The organism is Ruegeria sp. AG1 (assembly GCF_056541705.1).
This window is the reverse complement of sequence record NZ_JBQFYU010000014.1, coordinates 1-20,436: the sequence shown is the minus strand read 5'-3', so window position 1 is coordinate 20,436 and position 20,436 is coordinate 1. Positions and strand designations below refer to the sequence as shown.

Sequence of the window (20,436 nt, the reverse complement as noted above, 5' to 3'; positions counted from 1 at the left end):
TCAGCGCCGTTTCAGCGTATCCCCAAAGTTGACCTTGGGGGTCAGAGTCACGCGGGTCTCGATCTCGGCATTCGGATCGTCAAGCTGCGTGGCGATGATCTTGGCCGCTTGCTGTCCGATCTCAAGTCGGCAGGCATCCATCGTCGCCAGTTTGCGGGGCAGGCCCTGCAGAAGTTCGACGTTGTTGAAACCTGCCAAGCCGATCTGGCCGGGAATGTCGATGCCTTGCTCTAGCAGATACAACAGACCACCCGCGCCGATCATATCGTTGGAATAATACAGGAAATCCAAATCGGGCGAGCGTTCCAGCATAGCTTGCGTCATCTCACGCCCCTTGGCCAGAGCCGAGCCGCCGGAATAGAACTCCCGATCCTCGATCTCGATCCCGTGCTTGCCCATAACCTCGGTGAAGCCTTCGAACCGTTTCCGCGCCCGGTGGTCCAACGGCATCTTGGTGCCCATGAAGCCGATATGTTCATAGCCCGCTTTCAGGATCGCCTGCGCCATTTCGCGCCCGGCGCGACGATGCGAGATCCCGACCATCGCATCAACCGGTTTGCCATCGGTATCCATGATCTCGACCACCGGAATTCCGGCCGAATCCAGCATCGCCCGTGCCGCGTCGGTATGCTCCAGCCCGGCAATAATCACCCCCGAGGGCCGCCACGAGAGCATCTCATACAGGACTTTTTCCTCTTTCTCAGGCAGGTAGTCGGTCACCCCAACCACAGGCTGCAGATCGGTGTCCTCCAACACCTGATTGATGCCGGTCAGAACCTCGGGAAAGACCATGTTGGACAGGGAGGGAATAATCACCGCCACCAGGTTGACCCGGCTTGAGGCCAGCGCGCCCGCGATCTTGTTGGGCACATAGCCCAGTTCTTTCGCGGCGGCCAAAACGCGGGTGCGCGTCGCATCCGACACATCGCCCCGGTTGCGCAGGACCCGGCTGACCGTCATCTCGGATACCCCAGAGGCCTCAGAGACATCGCGAAGGGTAAGCGGGCGTTTTGTTTCTGTGTTCACTGAGGGCACCTGCGTTGTTGTTTTATCCGATGCTAGCGTAAACACCCTGCAGTTTACAACTGTTCAGCACGCCTACAGCAAACCCACAGTAAACCCCATGACAAGCCGAAAAAACAAAGGTAGAGAGGGCTTTGCACGGCCCCGTGGCTCAACTGGATAGAGCAGCCCCCTCCTAAGGGGCAGGTTGCAGGTTCGAATCCTGCCGGGGTCGCCACTGCAGATTCCGGAAATGCCTTCATTCAACGGTGAAAACCTGATCTTAAGGTCGGTGTTAGCGCGATGGCATTTTCCTCAAGCAAAGGTTTGAAATCTGGGTTAGAAATCAAACACGATGTCAATGACTGGCATTGCGCACAACACAGGTACCATCTTGCCCAGCGGACTAGCCCCTGCCGAACTGATCGCAATCCTTGTCGCCGTGACCGACAACCAGCCGCGTGTCATGACCTTGCGGGGCGGTGAGGCACTGCCATCGGGGCCGTTCGAATCTTCTCATCGCAGCCTGCAGAGCAGCCTGCGTGCCTGGATCGAGGCGCAGACCGGCCATCCTGTGGGGTATCTTGAGCAACTCTATACCTTTGCAGACAGGGATCGCGACCCTCGGTCCGGGGATGTAGAAACCTCGCAGCGGATTTCGATTAGCTATCTAGGGCTGGTGCGCGAACAAGATGCAGCCGGGGCAGGGCGCCCGTCCTGGCGCAGTTGGTACCGGTACTTCCCGTGGGAAGACCATCGCGACAGCATCCCCGAGGAGGTGCCACGTATCGCCGCTCGCCTGACGGAATGGGCAGGGGCAGATCCGCTCAAGGCACAGCGTGTCGACTATCTGTTCGGTCTGAACGGAAAGACGTGGAACGAGGAACTGGTTCTGCAGCGCTATGAGTTGATGTATGAGGCCGGTCTCGTCGATGTTCCCGAGTTTGGCCTGCCCATGGCGGGCGACAACCGCCGCATCCTTGCCACTGGCATTTCGCGGTTGCGGGCAAAGATCAAATATTCTCCGGTCGTGTTCGAGCTGATGCCCGAAAGCTTTACTCTGCTTCAATTGCAGCGCACGGTCGAGGCGCTGTCGGGTCTGCACTTGCACAAACCCAATTTCCGCCGCCAGATCGACCAGCAGGAACTTGTTGAAGAAACAGGCGAAATCTCGAGCGGCACCGGCGGCCGCCCAGCGCGATTGTTCCGGTACCGACCCGCCATTCTTGAGGCCCGCATGCTGTCGGGCGCAAGGCTGCCTCTGTCCAAATCCTGAGTTGCGCTTGACATAATCTCGAATCGAGAATAATCACGGCTCGAATGTACTCGAATCGAGTATAAATGGAGGAGCCAATGAAAGATTTCCGCCTGCCAGAGTTGTACGATCGGGTTAAGCAAATCATTCCGCCAGCTGAATGGATGCAGTACGAAGAGGATCTGGAAGCCATCCTCGACCTGAAGCGGCAGAAGAATGCCGTCATCCTTGCGCACAATTACCAAACGCCCGAGATCTTTCACGGCGTGGCCGATATCGTAGGCGACAGCCTTGCCCTGGCGCGCGAAGCCGTTGAGGTCGACGCCGATGTTATCGTGCTGGCTGGCGTGCATTTCATGGCTGAAACCGCCAAGCTGCTGAACCCTGAAAAAACCGTGCTGATTCCGGATACGGGGGCGGGATGTTCGCTGGCAGATTCCATCACGCCCGAAGATATCACACTGTTGCGCGAAGCCCATCCGGGTGTGCCGGTGATCACCTATGTTAACACGTCGGCGGCGGTGAAGGCTGCCTCAGATATCTGCTGCACCTCGGGCAACGCGGTTAAAGTGGTGGAGTCCCTCGGGGTGCCGCGTGTGTTGATGATACCGGATGAGTACCTTGCCAAGAACGTCGCCAAAGAAACCGATGTCGAACTGATCGCATGGCACGGGCATTGCGAGGTGCATGAGCTGTTCACCCCGGACGACATTCGGGCGATGCGCGAGGCATGGCCGGGTGTCACGGTGCTGGCCCACCCGGAATGTCCGCCCGAGGTCGTGGCCGAGGCGGATTTCTCAGGCTCTACCGCTGTGATGTCGGACTTCGTCGGCGAAAAGAAACCTGCAAGGGTTTGTCTGCTGACCGAATGCTCCATGAGCGACAATGTGGCGTTGAATCACCCAGACGTGGAATTCGTGCGCCCGTGCAATTTGTGCCCGCATATGAAGCGCATCAGTTTGGGCAATATTCGCAAAGCGCTGGAATTGGGTCGCCACGAAGTCACCGTCGATCCCGCCATCGCCGACGACGCGCGCCGTTCGGTCGAGCGGATGCTGGCCGTGAAATGATCCGGCTTGAGGGGCTCCATGACCGGATCGCCATCATCGGTGGCGGTATCGCAGGGCTGGTGGCCGCACTGGAACTGGCGCCGCAGCCTGTGGTGCTGATCACCCGGGCCGGGCTGGGGCAGGAATGCTCAAGTGCCTGGGCGCAAGGCGGGATTGCCGCGGCGCTGGGTGCTGATGACGATCCTGCCCGGCATCTGGTTGATACGCTGCGGGCCGGAGATGGGCTGTGTGATGCAACTGTCGCCTCTGGCATCCTGTCAGAGGCCGCCGACGCGATCGCGGTGCTGGAGCGATACGGCGTTCGCTTTGACAGGGCGCAAGATGGCACATTTGCCCTGGCGCGCGAGGCCGCGCATTCCCATCGCCGTATTCTGCATATCGGCGGCGACCGAACCGGGGCCGATATCATGTCCGCTCTGACCCGCGCCGTGCAGAATTGCCCCTCAATCACCTGCCTCACGGGCGTCGAAGCCCGGCGTATTGTGACCGCCGACGGGTGCGTTGCCGGAGTTCATCTGCAAGCGATGGGTCAAGCGGCCGTATTGCGAACCGCTCAGGTCATCATGGCGACAGGTGGCTGCGGGGGTCTGTTCGACGCCAGCACCAACCCATCCGGCAATTTCGGGCAAGGGCTGGTGATGGCCGCACGTGCAGGCGCAGCTCTGCGCGATATGGAATTCGTGCAATTTCACCCGACCGCGCTGGCCACCTCCCAAGCACCCTTGGCCCTGATCAGCGAGGCGGTGCGGGGCGAGGGGGCAACTCTGATCGACCAGAAAGGCAAGCGGTTCATGGCGCATAACGCGGATGCCGAACTGGCCCCGCGGGACGTGGTGGCCCGCGCCGTGCATCAGGTCATCACAGGCGGCGGGCGCACGTTTCTTGACGCCCGCGCTGCGCTGGGCGCGAGCTTTGCTGAACGTTTTCCCGGCATTAAGGCCCTATGCGCAGCGCATGGCATCGACCCCGCACGTGACCCGATTCCAATTCGTCCGGCTGCGCACTATCACATGGGTGGCGTTGCCGTTAACCAGACCGGCCAGAGTACGTTGCCCGGGTTTTGGGCGATCGGTGAATGTGCGGCGACCGGTTTGCACGGGGCCAATCGCCTTGCCAGCAATTCTCTGCTCGAGGCTGTTGTGATGGCGCGCCGCGCCGCCGGCAATGTTGCCGCCAGCACGATGCGTGCCCGGGCCTTTGTCCCCAACCTCGCTGCGTTGCCTGAGCCCGATCCTTGCGCTGTCCGGCCGATGATGTCGCAGCATCTGGGTGTGATCCGGCACGGAGCCGGACTACGGCACGCGATCTCGAACCTGTTGTCTCATGTTCGGTCATGCGGGCCTGCCTCGGACCCGGCCCTCGCGGCGCTAGCAATCGCGGTTTTCGCCGAAAAGCGCCGGGGCTCCTGCGGCGGGCACTATCGTAGCGACTTCCCTGAACCAAAGACTGATCCGCGATCAAACCTGATGAGCCTGACCGAAATCCTGTCGCATGCGGGTTCGGTCGACCAAGAACCCAAGCTGAGGACAGCCTGATCCATGACCGCCATGCCCCTTTCCCCGTTGCCGCGCACGATGTTTGAGCCGATGATCCGCCGCGCTTTGGATGAAGATCTCGGTCTGGCGGGCGATGTCACCTCTGCCGCCGTCATTCCATCAGATCACCGATCCGAGGTTGTGGCGCGCGCCCGCCAACCCGGTTGCATCGCCGGTCTGGACTGTGCGGAACTTGCCTTCGCCTTGGTTGATCCGGCCATCACGGTGACCCGCCATGTGAACGACGGAGACTCGGTTGCGAGCGGTACGCCGATCGCAACTTTCCAAGGGCCGTCCCGCAGCCTGTTGATCGCTGAACGAACCGCGCTCAATTTCATTGGTCACCTCTCGGGCATTGCCAGCGCGACCGCTGATCTTGTGCGCCGTGTCGAAGGCACGCGCGCCTCAATCGCCTGCACCCGCAAGACAACCCCGGGTCTGCGCGCGCTGGAAAAATACGCCGTGCGCGCGGGTGGAGGCATGAACCACCGCTATTCCCTAAGCGATGCGGTGCTCATCAAAGACAACCATGTCGCCATCGCCGGAGGCGTCGGCCCAGCCCTGACAAGCGCGAAACAAACGGTCGGCCATATGGTCAAGATAGAGATCGAGGTCGATACACTCGCGCAGTTGGAGCAGGTTTTGGAGATCGGTGCCGATGCCGTGCTGCTCGACAACATGACCCCGACCACATTGCGCGAGGCAGTGGGTATGATTGATGGGAGAGCTATCGCCGAAGCCTCGGGCGGGATCACACCTGACAGCGTGCGCGCTGTCGCTGAAACCGGGGTTGATCTGATTTCCATGGGCTGGATCACCCACAGCGCACCCTGCCTTGATATCGGTCTGGATTTCGTCGCAAGTCACCCCTGAAAACACTGGCCGCAGATTACTGGACACTGCGGCCTTCGCCGGCCCAGAGGGTAAGCTTCCCCGATATTTGGAATACAACAAGTCATAGAGTCGAGGGTTTCATGGATCCGATTGGACCTGGTCTCTTCTCGTCCAGAGAGGGCGGTCATCCTCAGAAGATGCTTACCCGGTAGGTCTACGTCTTGGATACGTAGGCGATACCAGTGATCATCCAATTGCTGAGAAGTTCTTTGCGCTCGGGACTTTGCGGACGCCGCTGATCTTGTCCGCAGCGAGAACGATATTTTTCTGGTGGTATAGTGGTGATCGAGGTCCTTCGGGACCCGCCGTGTGAAGTACAAGCCCCCTGCTTTCACAAATGAGAAGGGAACGGTTTTGTTCTCCAGCATGTACTACGTCCTTGGTCAACTCCAGTTAAAGCCGAAGGGAACCAGTAGCTTATCTATTGGGAATGGTGCCCGGGGGCGGAATCGAACCACCGACACGAGGATTTTCAATCCACTGCTCTACCCCTGAGCTACCCGGGCACGGGAATGGCAATTGCCATTGGGTGGAGGCCTTCTATGACTTGCACCAAGCAGTGTCCAGAGGCTTTTTGACATTTTTTCAGTGTGGACGGCGGGGGATGTCTTCGGGTTCGGAAATCGTGTCCTCGATATCCTCTTCGCGCTGCGAGGGCACGGCGTAGGATCCGTTCAGCCACTTCGCCAGATCCAGATCCGCACAGCGTTTGGAACAGAACGGGCGGTATTTGGAAACCGTCTTTTCCTGACAGATCGGGCAAGTCATCCGAGCACCTCACTTAGAGGGATACGCCCTCGTTTGCGTTGCAACTCGAAATGGCCCAGCGGTGTCCAGCCTGCGAGCGTCGTTTCGATCCCGTCCGCCTTGAATGCGGCGCGTAGGGCTTGCTCCAGACCGCGACGGTCTTTCTTGGGCATCGGGGCCATGTCGATAGTGATTTGCCCGCCCAGACCGCGCACCCTCAGAGCGCGTGGAAGGGTCTTTGCGCAGGCGAAATTGGCCTTTGTGCCGGCTGCTAGCGACGTGTCGGCGCCGGTATTCACATCCACTGCAATAAGCGCGCGGGTAGGTTCGATGTATAGATGCCCTCCGCCCGGCAAAGGCTCGGCAATGCCGCGGGCAATGTCCAGCGCGTCCAGAACGCCGTGATGTTCGAAACCACCGGCCTCGGTCACAACATCCGCCGGGTCGGTCCAATCCCGCCAGGCCAGGAGATGAGGGCCGTCACCCTCGGCCAGGGTTTCAGGCTCGGTGCCCGGATCGTTCAGGACCTGTTCGGCCTGCGTCAGCATGGCGCCGATGTCTTCGGCGATGTCATCCGCATCCGCACCAACGCAGCAAGACCGCAGAATCAGACCGTAGGCGCTGACGCCCATGACCTCGTGGGCGATTTCCAGCAGGCGGTCGCGCTCATCCTCATCCTTGATGCTGCGCGAGATATTCAGGCCCGGAGCCTCTGGCGTGACAATCGCATAGCGGCTTTTGAACAGAACGCGGTCGGTGACCGGAACGGCTTTGCCCGGTTCGGCAAAACCTGTCACCTGCACCAGCAGAAGCGCTCCAGGTGCGAGGCCCTTGACCTGACGCAGAAAGGCGGGCCCGTCCGGGGTGGTGAGGAACATGCCGCCTTGGCCTTTGACCGGGCGATCTGCGCGGGCCCGGTAGATCGTTCCGGGCGGCGGCGCGTCTCCGGCGATCAGAAAATCGTCGAGCTTGCCGTCGACCATCAGCGCGGCTGCTTCGCGGCCTTCAAAATGGTCCAGAACGATTGTGCGGCCTTTCATGGCGCCTCTCTGTACAATGGGTAGCCGATTGCCTGCAAAAGTGCGGCGCTCTCGGAAAGGGGCAGGCCCACGATGCCGGTGAACGATCCGGAAATCCAGGGAATGAACGCCCCGGCTGGGCCTTGGATGGCATAACCGCCCGCCTTGCCCTGCCAGTCATCTGTCGCAAGATAGGCGTTCACCTCGACATCCGACAAGCGTTTCATCTTGACCTGTGAGACCACGTCGCGCTGCAACACCTGATCTCCGCGGCGCACCGCGACCGATGTCACGACCCGATGTCGACGCCCGGACAGAGCATGCAGGAACTCGGCCGCTTCGCCTGCGTTTTCGGGTTTGCCCAGAATGCGACGCCCCAGCGCCACCGTGGTATCTGCGCACAAGACAATATCTGAAGTATCCGCCTGAACTGCATGCGCTTTTTCGCGCGCAATACGGCTGCAATAGGGAACCGGAAGCTCACCCTTCAAGGGCGTTTCGTCAATGTCAGGAGGGCGCACGGCATCGGGCTGCACGCCAAGCTGCGCCAGCAGGTCCAGCCGCCTTGGGCTGCCCGATCCGAGGATAAACGCCATGAGGTAGGGCGTTACTTGAAGCGGTAGTTGATCCGACCCTTGGTCAGATCGTAAGGGGTCATCTCGACCTGAACTTTGTCGCCGGCCAGAACACGGATGCGGTTCTTGCGCATCTTGCCTGCCGTATGTGCGATGATCTCATGGCCGTTTTCCAGCTCGACCCGAAACGTCGCATTAGGCAGGAGTTCCTTCACGACACCGGGAAATTCGAGCGTATCTTCCTTGGCCATGTTGTCTCCACATTTAAGTTGCACTCGCAGAATCTGCGAGGATGTGCGCTTAAATGAGCCTATTTTTCCCTTATTTCAAGGGCGGAATCACTAAAGCGCGGAGAATGTGACAGATTCGACTCGGGGGGATTGCTCATCCCAGTGGGTGCGATTCAGGACATGTCCGTCGGCGCGGACATCGGCGATGGCGCTCAGGTCGATATCGGCATAGGTCCAGCCTGTTTGGTTCAACACCCCTTCGGCCAGAACGCCTGTCTGCGGAAAGCCCTTGTCAGGTGGGCCAAAAATGCCGCCCGTCCCGGTGTTCATATCCACGGCCTCGGACCAGTCATTGTTCCCCACCAGAGATGCCATGATCGTAACACATTGATTTTCCAAGGCACGCGACATCGCCCCGATGCGCACGCGCCAATATCCGGCCAGTGCCTCGGTGCAGGAGGGGACAAGGATCAGATCCGCTTCACTGAGCGCGCGGCCCAGCAGGGGGAATTCGCTGTCATAGCAGATCAAAACGCCGATCTTGCCCAATGCCGTGTCGAACAGTTTGAGAGGGCCGCCGGGGGCGATATCCCATTGCTCTCGCTCGAACCGGGTCATGATCTGCTTGTCCTGATGATCCTGACGACCGTCCGGCGCATAGAGTTCAGCCCGGTTCACCGGACGCCCTGCACCTGTTGCGACTGGGGCCGAAGCCCCTAGGATGTACGTCTTGTATTCCTTCGCCAAGCGCTGGTGCAGGTTCTGCACATCTTCCATCCGGTCCGAGACCGCCTGAATCGACCGCTCCAGATCGCCTGCCACGTCGGCCCCGTCCAGTGTCGACAGTTCCATTGCGCCGTATTCGGGAAAGACCAGCAACTCGGCTCCGTTCCCAGCGGCCTGCGCCACCCAGGCGGTCAGCTTGTCCTCATACTGCGCCCAACTTTCGAGCCAATCGAGGTCGTAGGCGGCGGTGGCGATTTTCATTTCCGCATCTCATCTGTAATTTTGGCTTGATCTTAGAAGGGCTAAATCATCAGTGTACAGGTCAACTTAATGTCTGATAACATTCAAAATTGCAGGTCAGACAGCTTGTACCGGGAAAAACAAAAATCGTATGTTGCCCATCAATTGGTTCTTCACTCTCATACTTCGTCAATAGTTCAACACAAAAATTGGTGCACGCATGAAAGTTCTTGGGAAAGAAATAGGTGACGTGAAAGATCTGCTTACCACGATTTCCATATTGATTGGCGCTGCTTGGTTTCTTTTTAACTTCAATCTAACACAAGAAAACAAAACAGATCATTTGAATGTTGAAATCAAATTGGATTCGACGGGATCACAGAAAACAAAAATAGGGAATTTAAGGTACGTAAACTATTCCTATTCTATTAAAAACGAGAGCGAGCGTGAAATTTCAATCGCCGCTGCGATCATTAGTTTTTTTGGACATAGTGTTTCTACGTCCGAGTTTCTGACCTTTGAAACGGTACTTAACCCGACTGCAACCTTTTCAAGTTCTGACTTCATTGTGCAAAGCGACAGCAACAAGAGTTTCGAATATGGAATTTCGGCTGGGCTTTCAGGCTATCGACTGAGTCCCGGTGAAGCCGCAACTTTTCAAAGCACGCAATACCTATACAATGAAACCCCCGATGAAGGCCTGGAACCCGCAACGTCTGACTCAATTCAAGCGCAATTGGATATTTATTCCGTGTCTCGATGCGAACGCTTCTTGTTCTTCTTCAAGTCTTGCCACGACTACTTTGGGAAGCTGCGCAAAGAACTAAGTGTCGAGAATTGCCCAGAGGACTCGTTCAAGAGAGTATCAAACATCGGTGCAAGATGCGTACAAGTGCTGCGTTTAGAAAAGCGGGCCGATGGGGCATTGGGCTTCGTTGAACTTGATACTAACAGCGATCGCATAAGCCATTATCGTTCAAGCGTCACGATTCCTAATATCTAACTGTGGGCACTCGTACAAAACCACCTCACAAATCCCTGATCCAAAACTGCAGTGGCTTGAGCGTCTCGCCCGCGTCCCCGACATCTTTCCACGAGAATTGAGCGAAGGCTCCGGGCAATGATTCGTAGCCGCGGGATCTCCAGAACGCATCAAGTGGGCGATAGGTTTCGGGCCGCATGGGGTGATCGGCCGGGCGTTGGACGCTGCAGAAGGCACATTTGGTGAAACCCTGTGCGCGGGCGTGGGCTTCGCGCTGGTCGAAGAATTTGTGCCCGACGCCTTGGCCTCGGTAGTCGGACAGAAGGACCGATTCGGCACAGTAGAAGATCTGTGACAGGTCCAGACCCATGTCTTGAAACGCGGCGGCAAAATCGTCAGCGTGGTCGGTCAAAGGCGCGCCCGTCGAGGCTCCGATAAGGCGGTCCTTGTCGAAGGCGCCGACAACGATGGCCTTGTCGCTTTCGCGATAGGATTGCAGATAGCTGCGCTCGTATTCCAGATCGCCATCATAGAGGTAAGGCCAGGCGCGAAATACCTCGATCCGCAGGCGCGCGACGTCATCCAGAGCGGCCTCAAGCGCCGCTCCGGTCAGGGGCCGGACGGATGTGACCTCAGCCATTCGAGACCTGTTTGGTCCAGTCCGCAAGGTTGTAGAAGGTGGTGACGCGGGTGATCTTGCCGTCATGCAGGTCAAAGAACGAGCCTGCGGGCAGGCGGTAGGTCTGGCCATGCGCTTCGGGCAGGCCCTCGTCGGTTTCCAGATAGGTGCCGTTGACGATGAACTCGGCCGCGGCGCGGGTGCCACCTTGGGCATCGAACACCACGATATCGGTCAGGTTCTCTTTGTAGCAGCGGTTCATATGGGCACAGAAAGCTGCGAATTTCTCTTTGCCGACTCGAATTTGGCCTTCGTTCACATGATGGGCCACGTCATTGGACAGACAGGCCAGCATGCCATCGACATCACCGGCGTTGAAGGCGTTGAAATAGGTTTCGACGGTCTGGTTCATGGGTCACTCCGTTGGTTCGCCCCAGCGGTCTTTCAGATGCTTGATGATCTGATCGCGGGTCTGTCGGTAGTGATGTAGCTTTGATTCCCGTGTCTCGCCCATCCCGGTAGGGTCCATTATTGGCCAATAATCGACATCGAGGTGGAAAATCCGCGTGAGCTCTAGCGCCCGCCGCTGACTGGCCGGGGACAAAGCGACGATCAGATCGAACGAGCTGAGGTCGTCGCCCCATTCCTGCATCTCGTCAAAGGATCGGGTGCGGTGGCGGGACAGCTCAACGCCCATTTCCTGACAGACCGCGATGCAGAAGCCGTCAATATCCAGATCGTTGCGGACGCCAGCGGATTGCACATAGGTGCCGGTGCCGTAGAACTTTTTCATGATGCCTTCGGCCATCGGAGACCGAACCGAGTTATGGTCGCAACAGAACAGAATGGACTGCGGCAGAGGCGTCACCCGTTAGCCTCCGAAATGTAGCACGCAGATCAGCGTGAACAGGCGTCGGGCGGTGTCGGTGTCTACGTCGGCCTTGCCTTCCAGCCGTTCCTGCAAAACCCGGCTGCCTTCGTTGTGAATGCCGCGCCGGGCCATGTCGATGGTTTCGATCTGGCTGGGCGGCAGAGATTTGACGGCGTCGAAATAGCTTTGGCAGATCTGGAAATAGTCTTTCACCACCTGCCGGAACGGCCCGAGGGACAGGTGGAATTCGGCCGCTTTCTGGCTGTCTTCGGTGCTGATATCAAAGACCAGTCGCTTGTCGCGGATCGAAAGCTGCAGGTGATAGGGGCCGTCGGGAATGGCGCGATCATCCCGCTGAGGCAGGTCAAAGCTGTTCTCCTCAAGCAGATCATAGATGGCGACCTTGCGCTCCTGCTCGATCTCAGGGGTCGGCGGGGGCAGGTTCCGGTCATCCAGTTCGATATGCGAGATACGGGTCATTTTAACGGTCACAATCCTTCACGTCTGCTCAGACCTATAACAATGGATTTCAATGGGCAACGCACAGAAACGCCACAAGCTGGCGATCGTTGCGTCCCATCAGCCGTTCAGCCGGTTCAGACGTGCGGTGACGGATAAACCATGCGCCTCGAGGCTTTCCGATTGCGCCAGTGTCTCAGCCGCGGGGCCGATCGCGCGCAGCGCTTCGGGGGTCATCTGGCTGAGGGTGGTGCGTTTGAGGAAATCCATCACGCTGAGGCCGGATGAAAACCGCGCCGAGCGTGCGGTGGGAAGCACATGGTTGGGGCCGCCGACATAGTCTCCGATGGCCTCCGGAGTGTACTGCCCAAGGAAAATCGCGCCTGCGTGGATGGTCTTGGCGCTCAGCGCGACCGGGTCGGCCACGCATAGTTCCAAGTGTTCCGGTGCGATGCGGTTCGACAGCGCGGCGGCCTCATCCAGATCGCGCACGGTGATGATCGCGCCAAAGTCCCGCCAGCTGGCGCCGGCGATGGCGCGGCGCTGTAGGGTATCAAGTCGTTTTTCGACGGCCAGCGCCACGGCTTGACCAAATCCGGCATCATCCGTGATCAGGATCGACTGCGCGCTTTCATCATGTTCGGCCTGGCTAAGCAGGTCCAGCGCGATCCAGTCGGGCTCATTGTCCTTGTCGGCGATCACGAGAATCTCCGAAGGACCCGCGATCATGTCGATCCCGACCTTGCCGAACACCCGGCGTTTTGCGGCAGCGACAAAGGCATTGCCCGGGCCGGTGATCTTGTCGACCGGAGCGATGGTTTCGGTGCCATAGGCCAGCGCGGCGACGGCTTGCGCGCCGCCGATACGGTAGATCTCATCCACACCGGACAGTTGCGCGGCCAGCAGGACCAGCGGGTTTGCCTGCCCGTCGGGCGTAGGCACGACGATGGCCAACCGCTCAACCCCTGCCACCTTGGCCGGAATCGCGTTCATCAAAACGGATGAGGGGTAGGAGGCCAAACCGCCAGGCACGTAGAGACCCGCCGCCGAGACGGCCGACCAGCGCCAGCCGAGCGTCGCCCCGGTCTCATCGGTCCACTGGTGGTCTTCGGGCATCTGCTTTTCGTGATAGGCGCGGATGCGCTCTGCCGCCAGTTCCAGCGCGGCGCCGTCTTCGGGGGTCACCTGTTCGACGGCTTCGGCAATTTCGTCAGCCGAAAAGGCCAGTGTCTCGGGCGTCAGTTCCAGCCGGTCGAATTTTGCGGTCAGCTCGATCACCGCCGCATCGCCACGGCTGCGGACATCGTCGATGATCCCGGCCACCACGGCATCCACATCCGGGCTGTCTTCGCGCTTGGCCGATAGCAGCGTTTGAAAGGCAGCCTCAAAATCGGGCGAGGTGGTGTCGTGGAAAACGGGCATGATCTGGCACTCCGGAGCGTTTCACGGGGACATATCGCCCGTAAGGGTTGGTCTCAACCCTTCTCGGCCAGGTGCAGCGGTTTGCGCAGGGGGAATTGGGTCATCCCGTGCCACTCTTCCACATCGCCCGCCCAAACCCAGCCATATCTGAGGTAGAAAGCCCGTGCTGTGTGGGTTGCATCCAGATAGGCCTGCGCACAGCCCTGATCCGCTAGCTCCTGCTCCAGCCGGGCCAAAAGGGCCCGCCCGATACCACGCCGCACATGGCCGGGATCGACATAGAGCAGTGAGATCATCGAACCGTGGCGCAGCCCGCCGACGGCCACGATCTGCCCGGCTAGCTCAGCCACCCAGATATCCGAGCCGCTTTGTATCCACCCGCGAACGGACTGCGGGTCTTTGTTGGCGGTCCACAACGCCACAAGTTCGGGGTCTTTGTGGTGATCCGCCGCGCAGAGATGGGTGATCGAGCGGATTAACACCTGGCTGATCTGGAACACATCGAACACGGTCGCACGGCGCAGCTCCAGACCCGAGGCGGGTCCGGAGAAGGCCTGCGATATGCCGCGTTTATTCTGGATGATGCGGTGCCTGGCCCGAGGGAGCCTGATAGGGGCGCGTCACGTCTTTCAGGGTGGCTTCAATTGCCTCGACCGTCAGGCGGATCGCGCCGTCACCCGCAAGGGTCAACAGGATCTGTCCCGCGCCGTCCTCGCCCGCCTCGAAATCGACCGAGAGCAAGGACATCACCATATCCGTGTCGCGGCGGTCGATCCCCTGACTGGCAACAGACAGCACCGAGTCGAACACCAGAACCGACTGCACACGTTCAAAAGGTCGGTCGCGGCGAGTGGCGGCATCCTTGTCCTCCCACCGGAAGCGGTTCAGCAACAGCCCGAAACGGCGCTGCGAGGGCTGCCATTTCATCTCGGTCACCGGGAACACCGCATCCTGTGCAAGCGATGAGATCACCTGCAGGTCATCACCGTCTTCGGCGCCCAGATTCAGTGGCGCCTCGCGGCCGTCTTCAAAACTTGCGTCTGTCATTCGCCCTTGATCCGTTCGATTTTGGCACCCACGCCTTCCAGCTTGCGCACCACATGCTCATATCCGCGGTCCAGATGATAGACCCGGCTGACAGTTGTTTCGCCTTCTGCCGCCAGACCCGCCAGTATCAACGAGACCGAAGCCCGCAAGTCCGTCGCCATCACTGGCGCTCCTTTGAGGTTTTCAACACCGGTAACAGTCGCCGTTCCGCCATGCACTTCGATATTCGCGCCCATGCGTATCAGTTCGGGCGCGTGCATGAAGCGATTTTCGAAAATACGCTCCTCCAGAACCGAGGTCCCTTCGGCCGTACACATCAGCGCCATCATCTGCGCCTGCAGGTCGGTCGGAAAGCCCGGGAAAGGCTCGGTGACCACGTCCACGGCCCGCACGCGGCCATTCTTGCGCGCAACTTTCAGGCCCTTTTCGGTTTCCGAAACGCTGACGCCTGCGGCTTCGAGTTTTTCCACGAAGGAACTGACCAGCGACATGCGCCCGCCCAACAGTTCTACCTCGCCACCGCAGATCGCAGGGGCCAGCATGTAGGTGCCCAATTCGATCCGGTCTGTCACCACCTGATGGGTGGCACCGTGCAGGCGGTTGACGCCCTGAATCTCGATCGTCGATGTCCCTTCGCCTGAGATCTGAGCGCCCATCTTGCGCAAACACTCCACCAGATCGACAATCTCGGGCTCGCGCGCTGCGTTCTTCAGAACAGTGGTTCCTTTGGCCAGGGTTGCAGCCATGACAATGTTCTCGGTCGCCCCGACCGAGGCAAAGCGCATCTCATGCACCGCGCCTTTCAGCCCGCCCGGGGCCTTGGCGTGCAGATACCCGTCTTTCAGTTCGATCTCAGCCCCCAAAGCCTCCAGCCCTTCGACATGCAAGTCCATCGGCCGCGCGCCAATGGCACAGCCGCCCGGCAGCGACACGACCGCCTGCCCGAATCGCGCCAGCAACGGCCCCAGCACCAGATTCGAGGCCCGCATCTTGCGCACGATGTCATAGTCCGCCGTTTGGCTGGTCAGATCATGGCTGGACATCGCGATCACCTGACCGTCCTGCAGCGCGGACACCTCGGCCCCCAGCGATTGCAGCAGCGCTGTCATGGTCTTGATGTCGCTGAGGCGTGGCGCGTTGGTCAGCGTCAGCGGTTCTTCGCTGAGAAGCGTCGCGGGCATCAGCGTCAGGCACGCATTCTTGGCCCCCGCAATCGGTATCTGACCGTTCAGCGGCCCGTTGCCCGTCACCAGTATCGAATCCATCTGCTCTTATCCCTCGTTCTTGTCGGCTTTGTCATCCGAGGCCGCCCGCGCCTTGGCCTGCGCCTTGCGCCGCGCCATGTTGGCCTTGAGCGCCGCTTTCAGTCGCTCTTCCCGTGCATCATCGGATTTGCCGTGTTTTTTAGGTGTCTCTTTGTCTGCCATGGTCTTTCTCTACAGGAGGCGAAAAAAACCGTCCAGACACCCTTGCGCCGCGTTTCGTTTGAGTCTAATCACCCGCCCACGATGCTGCTGTAGCTCAGAGGTAGAGCACTCCCTTGGTAAGGGAGAGGTCGAGAGTTCAATTCTCTCCAGCAGCACCATTTTCAGATTAATTTTCGTTTCTTTTCAATGTCATGAGCTGTAAGAGCATAATTTAGTCCCCCTTTTAATCCCCCTGCATCTCCTTCGCTAGGCGACAAAAAAGCTGGGACTTCGGCCAGACTACATTCCGGATACTGCGCGATTGTCTGCTGCTTTGAAGCCACCCATCTAACAATGAGAGCACTATTTTCACAAGGTTTGCTGAATTCTGCCGAACGATGTGAGGCAATTCTTCACTATTCTTGCGTTGACTTGAGTGAGAACAATAATAGAACACTTGTTCATGAACAAATGGCCTAGAGCAATTCCCTTTGACGTCAAATGCAAGTTGGAGAGCATTCGCGAATATGGCGCGGAAATGACTACGCTGTTCGTCGACCTATTGGAGCAGGTGCCGACGTGAATGCCATTGGTGATATGTCAGAGACACCGCTGCACATAGCTGTCAGGAAGAAGAACCTCGCAGCGATTGAGGCTTTACTTGAGGCTGGGTCTGACGCCGCACTCGTTTCCGAGTTTGGGCAATCTCCGCTTGATATGGCCAATGAGTTGGGCGCAGAAATCAAAAGAAGGTTCACGCAACGATCAGATGCGCTCTTCCAAAAGCGGACTTAACTTCAGATTGGCTCGTAGATTCTAAGTTCGTGATCTTCGATTCTAAACACTTACTCCGAGAGCCTTGAATGCACGAGTTAGGTTTCGGTTTGCTTTATCTTTTTTGGCGTCCTTTGTAAGACCCTTCAGCCATCCATCGTTGATAGATTTTTCTTTAATGACTCTCTTAATTTCAGCGTCTGCTTTCTTAACGATTTTCGTATGGGCCTCGTGAATTCTCATCGCTTTAGGTCCAACAGAACCGTACTCTTTCAAAAAGACAAATGCTGTCGCTTCATGTGATGCAGTTTCTGGGTACTTCACGCGTGTTTTGAGTATGAACTCATAAATGCTTACTGACGCCTTGTGTGCCTTAACCAGACCTTGATACACCTTTTCCTGTTTCTTTGATTCCCGACTGTGGATCTTGCAGAGGAACCACCGATCCTGAAGCTTTTTACCGTACGCCTTGAGCTCGCTGACGTATTTGGTGCGCGCGCTGAGCGCTTCTTTGCTATCGATACCGTGCTTACTCACCATTTTGGCCCAATTTTCCCAAAGCTTGTCTTTCTTGGTGGGTATTTCTGCGTATGTGGCGGCAGCAGCGGCCTCGGTCGCCTTGACCCGCTTATCAAGCGACTTTTTAAGCTTTTCGGCTTCCTTGCTCGAAATACCCACTAGCTTCTTGAATTGTTCGATGTCGTCTGGACTTATCCCTGCCGCTTTTGTCACCGTGTTGACATTGTCGTAAAGCGATTTGGCTTTGCCGTAGTAGTCGTGGCTTTTTTCTAATATTTCAATCGCTTCAATCGCGCTGGGCATAACAACCTCCAGATTTGGAATCTCTATAGTGAAACTTTGGGGGTCATGCACAATTTAGCACACAAATGTTGGGGCCTGTGTGACCCGCATCACTGACCATCCCCGTGGAATAGGCCAAATTTGGTGCAGTTAACGAGTAAGCGTTGGTGTATTTGAGAACGCTGATTTTTGGTAATTCGTTTGGTGGGGCGCGCTTGTAGTTGGGCGCGCCCTTTTTTTTGCGTTCTACTCTAGACCGTCAATGATGATGGTGCCCATGACTGTTGCCGTGATGGTGGTGGTACCCTTGACCGCCGTCGTGGTGGTGATGTGGAGCAGCCTGATGAGACGGAGGGGAGTAGTATGGGGCGAATTGACACTCAGGGTCTTGAGGAGCGTGATAGCAATACGGACCTGGAGCCGGATGGTATGGGTGATAATAGCGGTTCCAGTAAGCGTACTAAGGGTAGGCTTGGTAGTGGTTTTCCCAATACGCCTGACTGAATTCTACAATCGCTATACCTAGTGCTGCAGCAAGCACCGGGTTCATGACTTTTTTCGAGCCATCACTATCAGTGAGAATGTAGTTTGACGATATCCAGCCGCGAGCGCCATTCCACCCGGTATCGCACCAGCTATAGCCTGTCTGGCAACCGTATATTTCGATTGTCACGTCTTGCGGCAACGTGGCGACGACTGGATAGTTCGTGCTTGGACCGGCTCGCATGTGAACAGAAGTGGTCGTAAAGCCTTGTGTTTGGGCTAGGGCTGAGTTTGCTAACAAAGGTACAAAAAGTGCCAGTGACAAGCATAGAAATACGTATCGCATAGGTTTTCCCAACTGCAAAATGAACTTGCGAAACTACATCGCTTCATCTGATTTCAGTCAAGTTAAACCCCGAACCTTAGACAGAACACACCAGCCGATTCAAGGCTTCTTATCCCGGCTCCGGTTCTGGCATGTCTAGAACTCCTGCTATTCGGCGACCCTACGCCTAGCAAGGCAGATATCGAAGTGACTGAGCGCATACAGGACGCCTGTGACACATTGGGCGTTTTGATACATGACCATGTTATTGTTGGGAAAAGGGAGGAATACTCTTTCAAAAGCAACGGGTCTCTCTAGCGACACATGAAATACTTGATGTATACCACTGCGCTGTTTCTGGCTGCCCAAGCCCATGCAGATTCCCTACACGTCCGAGATGCTGACACAATCGTTGTAGACGGCACTCCTGTTAGGCTGAATGGCGTGGATGCGCCCGAGCTAGACTCGCAGTCAGGACAGGACGCAAAGCGCTGGATGGTCAACTATCTGCGTGGCAAGTCCATTTCCTGCCAGTTGAACGGTGAACGCACCCATGACCGCTGGGTGGGGGTTTATTACGCAGACGGGCAGGACATAGGAGCGGCTGTCATCGCCGCAGGCCACGCGCTAGACTGTCGGCGGTATTCTGGTGGCCGATACAGGCACCTAGAGACGGCAGCAGCGAAATCACGGCTCAAGCGGGCCAGTTATTGTTGGCGATGAACTGGAGCGAGTGTCGGCTACGCGGGACATTGCTGCCATTCGCTGATTTGGACCCAGCAGGGGCGAATGGTCGAAACCGGACCAGGTGCGCGTGAACGGCGTAAGCCGACCTACACAGGGCGTACTAGGGGCCACCTGATGTTTCTGCGTATTCGTTAAGCACGTCCCAGACAATTTCTTGCATCCATGCCGCCTGCACCTTGTTCGGCCCGCCCTGCGTCAGCATCGTTGGCGGCAGGCCACGCGGATCTCCGTCGTAGATCACCGCGAAGTGTGCCAGTGCGATGAGATAGTTACCCATCATGTTGGGGTGAATGCTATCTGAAAAAAGGTCGTGAATACCATTGAGCCCCGGGGCTGTGCCTGAGGCAATATCGTCATAAGCGCGAGCCATAATCAGGGGGCCGGGGATCATGTCCATCTCAGGCATCCCATCGGGCCGGTTTGCATTGACGTGATCAAGGATGCTTTGCCACCGCACCATCTCCAACGGCAGTCGTTCGCGAAATGTCAAATGACCTTCAGGGTCGTTGTGGCGATTTTCAAAACCCGGACCGCTTTCAATATCGACCCAGCTTGCATAGAGCACAGACCGAGCGCCATCGCCATTCGCGCCATGCTCCCACGCGTGGCTCGCCCAATGCAATGCCCAGTGTTTGCTGTCATGATGGTCCATTGTGTTTGTCAGTGCGACGCGTTCAGTGATTGCTAGAACGTCGTAACGGGCCATCACCTCAGGCTGACGGATATCCGGGTTGCTCGCATTTTCCCATCGCCAATCCATCGGACTGCCTGGAATTGTAGCCTTGTCCAGCTTACCGCCGCGCATACTGGTTACACGTACCATGATCTCAAGTGGACCGATGACGCCATCGGTGAGGCTATGACCTGATTGCACGACGCGTAGCGCCGGCAGCCGCTCAGAGGCCGCAGCACCAATCCCAAGCGACATACATGCAAAGCTTGCCAGCACGAGTGTCTTGATCCCGTTGCTTTGATGTAAGGTCATATCAATCCCGAAAGGTTTTGCCTAAGAGTGTACAAAAAAAAATGGCTGTGTGCACAAACGCGGAAGGCTATGAACGCATCACAAGTGAGAATCTTGAGGTTTTTTTTGAATACTTCGGGCGTGTGAGAAACTGACCTAGGTGGTCGAAAAAGCATCGCTCAGGAAAGCAAACGCCTTTGAATATACGCTAGGTGCCTCGGATTCACGTGGTCCGGCTACGTT

27 protein-coding genes and 3 tRNA genes are annotated in these 20,436 nt (G+C 57.7%); 10 read left to right on the top strand and 20 right to left on the bottom strand.

The features are described 5' to 3' along the window. Complete coding sequence (locus tag ACR0B5_RS19405) at window positions 1-1,026, bottom strand: LacI family DNA-binding transcriptional regulator (RefSeq protein WP_170380279.1); 1,026 nt, start codon at window positions 1,024-1,026, stop codon at window positions 1-3. Between the two features lie 137 nt (window positions 1,027-1,163). Between ACR0B5_RS19405 and ACR0B5_RS19400 the strand changes: the two genes are divergently transcribed. The 5 genes from ACR0B5_RS19400 to nadC all read left to right on the top strand — a co-directional run bounded on the left by ACR0B5_RS19400 (window position 1,164) and on the right by nadC (window position 5,735). After that, a tRNA-Arg gene (locus ACR0B5_RS19400) sits at window positions 1,164-1,240 on the top strand. Window positions 1,241-1,363: 123 nt separating this feature from the next. Next, the gene (locus ACR0B5_RS19395) at window positions 1,364-2,278 is read left to right on the top strand and encodes an NUDIX hydrolase (RefSeq protein WP_480542713.1); all 915 of its coding nucleotides are present in this window, start codon (window positions 1,364-1,366) and stop codon (window positions 2,276-2,278) included. A 77-nt stretch (window positions 2,279-2,355) separates the two neighbouring features. Next, window positions 2,356-3,327, top strand: a complete 972-nt coding sequence (nadA, locus tag ACR0B5_RS19390; protein WP_480542711.1) for a quinolinate synthase NadA — start codon at window positions 2,356-2,358, stop codon at window positions 3,325-3,327. Then, window positions 3,324-4,862: an L-aspartate oxidase gene (locus ACR0B5_RS19385; RefSeq protein ID WP_480542709.1), complete on the top strand. Its 1,539-nt coding sequence runs from the start codon at window positions 3,324-3,326 to the stop codon at window positions 4,860-4,862. Before nadA ends, ACR0B5_RS19385 begins: the two co-directional genes overlap by 4 nt. Before the next feature lie 3 nt (window positions 4,863-4,865). Then, entirely contained in the window at window positions 4,866-5,735 is an 870-nt protein-coding gene (gene nadC / locus ACR0B5_RS19380; protein ID WP_480542707.1) for a carboxylating nicotinate-nucleotide diphosphorylase, read from the top strand. Here nadC and ACR0B5_RS19375 read toward each other — a convergent pair. From ACR0B5_RS19375 to ACR0B5_RS19345, 7 genes are all read right to left on the bottom strand, one after another. Further along, the gene (locus ACR0B5_RS19375) at window positions 5,726-6,124 is read right to left on the bottom strand and encodes a DUF6538 domain-containing protein (protein ID WP_480542705.1); all 399 of its coding nucleotides are present in this window, start codon (window positions 6,122-6,124) and stop codon (window positions 5,726-5,728) included. The genes nadC and ACR0B5_RS19375 overlap by 10 nt on opposite strands. 63 nt (window positions 6,125-6,187) lie before the next feature. Continuing rightward, window positions 6,188-6,262, bottom strand: a tRNA-Phe gene (locus ACR0B5_RS19370). A gap of 79 nt (window positions 6,263-6,341) precedes the next feature. Then, the gene (locus ACR0B5_RS19365; protein ID WP_170550489.1) at window positions 6,342-6,524 is read right to left on the bottom strand and encodes a DNA gyrase inhibitor YacG; all 183 of its coding nucleotides are present in this window, start codon (window positions 6,522-6,524) and stop codon (window positions 6,342-6,344) included. Then, complete coding sequence (locus tag ACR0B5_RS19360; protein ID WP_480542703.1) at window positions 6,521-7,543, bottom strand: ribonuclease E/G; 1,023 nt, start codon at window positions 7,541-7,543, stop codon at window positions 6,521-6,523. The genes ACR0B5_RS19365 and ACR0B5_RS19360 overlap by 4 nt, the downstream gene beginning before the upstream one ends. Beyond that, window positions 7,540-8,118 carry a Maf family protein gene (locus tag ACR0B5_RS19355; protein ID WP_480542701.1) on the bottom strand — a complete coding sequence of 193 codons (579 nt, stop codon included), beginning with the start codon at window positions 8,116-8,118 and terminating at the stop codon, window positions 7,540-7,542. Before ACR0B5_RS19355 ends, ACR0B5_RS19360 begins: the two co-directional genes overlap by 4 nt. A gap of 11 nt (window positions 8,119-8,129) precedes the next feature. Then, window positions 8,130-8,348 (bottom strand): translation initiation factor IF-1, encoded by a 219-nt coding sequence (gene infA, locus ACR0B5_RS19350; RefSeq protein WP_005978431.1) that lies wholly within the window; start codon window positions 8,346-8,348, stop codon window positions 8,130-8,132. Between the two features lie 90 nt (window positions 8,349-8,438). Further along, window positions 8,439-9,314 carry a carbon-nitrogen hydrolase family protein gene (locus ACR0B5_RS19345; RefSeq protein ID WP_480542700.1) on the bottom strand — a complete coding sequence of 292 codons (876 nt, stop codon included), beginning with the start codon at window positions 9,312-9,314 and terminating at the stop codon, window positions 8,439-8,441. Window positions 9,315-9,513: 199 nt separating this feature from the next. On the opposite strand from ACR0B5_RS19345, the gene ACR0B5_RS19340 reads away from it, so the two are divergent. Next, complete coding sequence (locus ACR0B5_RS19340; RefSeq protein ID WP_480542698.1) at window positions 9,514-10,296, top strand: hypothetical protein; 783 nt, start codon at window positions 9,514-9,516, stop codon at window positions 10,294-10,296. 25 nt (window positions 10,297-10,321) lie between these two features. On the opposite strand, the gene ACR0B5_RS19335 is transcribed toward ACR0B5_RS19340, so the two are convergent. The 9 genes from ACR0B5_RS19335 to ACR0B5_RS19295 form a co-directional block, all read right to left on the bottom strand. After that, window positions 10,322-10,915 (bottom strand): GNAT family N-acetyltransferase, encoded by a 594-nt coding sequence (locus ACR0B5_RS19335; protein ID WP_480542696.1) that lies wholly within the window; start codon window positions 10,913-10,915, stop codon window positions 10,322-10,324. Further along, window positions 10,908-11,306 carry a ketosteroid isomerase-related protein gene (locus ACR0B5_RS19330; RefSeq protein WP_170667666.1) on the bottom strand — a complete coding sequence of 133 codons (399 nt, stop codon included), beginning with the start codon at window positions 11,304-11,306 and terminating at the stop codon, window positions 10,908-10,910. Before ACR0B5_RS19330 ends, ACR0B5_RS19335 begins: the two co-directional genes overlap by 8 nt. A gap of 3 nt (window positions 11,307-11,309) precedes the next feature. Further along, window positions 11,310-11,762, bottom strand: coding sequence for an arsenate-mycothiol transferase ArsC (locus tag ACR0B5_RS19325; RefSeq protein WP_170379877.1), 453 nt, complete (start codon window positions 11,760-11,762; stop codon window positions 11,310-11,312). A 3-nt stretch (window positions 11,763-11,765) separates the two neighbouring features. Next, the gene (locus ACR0B5_RS19320) at window positions 11,766-12,245 is read right to left on the bottom strand and encodes a UPF0262 family protein (RefSeq protein WP_170379879.1); all 480 of its coding nucleotides are present in this window, start codon (window positions 12,243-12,245) and stop codon (window positions 11,766-11,768) included. Window positions 12,246-12,344: 99 nt separating this feature from the next. After that, window positions 12,345-13,646, bottom strand: a complete 1,302-nt coding sequence (hisD, locus tag ACR0B5_RS19315; protein ID WP_170643487.1) for a histidinol dehydrogenase — start codon at window positions 13,644-13,646, stop codon at window positions 12,345-12,347. A 53-nt stretch (window positions 13,647-13,699) separates the two neighbouring features. Beyond that, on the bottom strand, window positions 13,700-14,155 hold the full coding sequence (locus tag ACR0B5_RS19310) for a GNAT family N-acetyltransferase (protein ID WP_480542694.1): 456 nt from the start codon (window positions 14,153-14,155) through the stop codon (window positions 13,700-13,702). A 61-nt stretch (window positions 14,156-14,216) separates the two neighbouring features. After that, on the bottom strand, window positions 14,217-14,693 hold the full coding sequence (locus ACR0B5_RS19305) for a DUF2948 family protein (protein WP_170470878.1): 477 nt from the start codon (window positions 14,691-14,693) through the stop codon (window positions 14,217-14,219). Beyond that, entirely contained in the window at window positions 14,690-15,958 is a 1,269-nt protein-coding gene (murA, locus tag ACR0B5_RS19300; RefSeq protein ID WP_480542692.1) for a UDP-N-acetylglucosamine 1-carboxyvinyltransferase, read from the bottom strand. Before murA ends, ACR0B5_RS19305 begins: the two co-directional genes overlap by 4 nt. Window positions 15,959-15,964: 6 nt before the next feature. Beyond that, window positions 15,965-16,120 (bottom strand): hypothetical protein, encoded by a 156-nt coding sequence (locus ACR0B5_RS19295; protein WP_480542690.1) that lies wholly within the window; start codon window positions 16,118-16,120, stop codon window positions 15,965-15,967. Window positions 16,121-16,203: 83 nt separating this feature from the next. On the opposite strand from ACR0B5_RS19295, the gene ACR0B5_RS19290 reads away from it, so the two are divergent. Together ACR0B5_RS19290 and ACR0B5_RS19285 are read left to right on the top strand one after the other, a co-directional pair. After that, window positions 16,204-16,278 (top strand) — tRNA-Thr (locus ACR0B5_RS19290). 400 nt (window positions 16,279-16,678) lie between these two features. Continuing rightward, window positions 16,679-16,894: an ankyrin repeat domain-containing protein gene (locus tag ACR0B5_RS19285; RefSeq protein ID WP_480542688.1), complete on the top strand. Its 216-nt coding sequence runs from the start codon at window positions 16,679-16,681 to the stop codon at window positions 16,892-16,894. Window positions 16,895-16,936: 42 nt separating this feature from the next. On the opposite strand, the gene ACR0B5_RS19280 is transcribed toward ACR0B5_RS19285, so the two are convergent. Then, window positions 16,937-17,695 (bottom strand): hypothetical protein, encoded by a 759-nt coding sequence (locus ACR0B5_RS19280; protein WP_480542686.1) that lies wholly within the window; start codon window positions 17,693-17,695, stop codon window positions 16,937-16,939. A gap of 439 nt (window positions 17,696-18,134) precedes the next feature. Continuing rightward, the gene (locus ACR0B5_RS19275) at window positions 18,135-18,401 is read right to left on the bottom strand and encodes an SH3 domain-containing protein (RefSeq protein WP_480542884.1); all 267 of its coding nucleotides are present in this window, start codon (window positions 18,399-18,401) and stop codon (window positions 18,135-18,137) included. A gap of 213 nt (window positions 18,402-18,614) precedes the next feature. Between ACR0B5_RS19275 and ACR0B5_RS19270 the strand changes: the two genes are divergently transcribed. Both ACR0B5_RS19270 and ACR0B5_RS19265 read left to right on the top strand, forming a co-directional pair. After that, window positions 18,615-18,800, top strand: coding sequence for a JAB domain-containing protein (locus ACR0B5_RS19270; RefSeq protein WP_480542882.1), 186 nt, complete (start codon window positions 18,615-18,617; stop codon window positions 18,798-18,800). A 6-nt stretch (window positions 18,801-18,806) separates the two neighbouring features. Then, the gene (locus ACR0B5_RS19265) at window positions 18,807-19,205 is read left to right on the top strand and encodes a thermonuclease family protein (protein WP_480542684.1); all 399 of its coding nucleotides are present in this window, start codon (window positions 18,807-18,809) and stop codon (window positions 19,203-19,205) included. Between the two features lie 124 nt (window positions 19,206-19,329). On the opposite strand, the gene ACR0B5_RS19260 is transcribed toward ACR0B5_RS19265, so the two are convergent. Continuing rightward, entirely contained in the window at window positions 19,330-20,214 is an 885-nt protein-coding gene (locus ACR0B5_RS19260; protein ID WP_480542683.1) for a hypothetical protein, read from the bottom strand. Window positions 20,215-20,436: the final 222 nt, after the last annotated feature.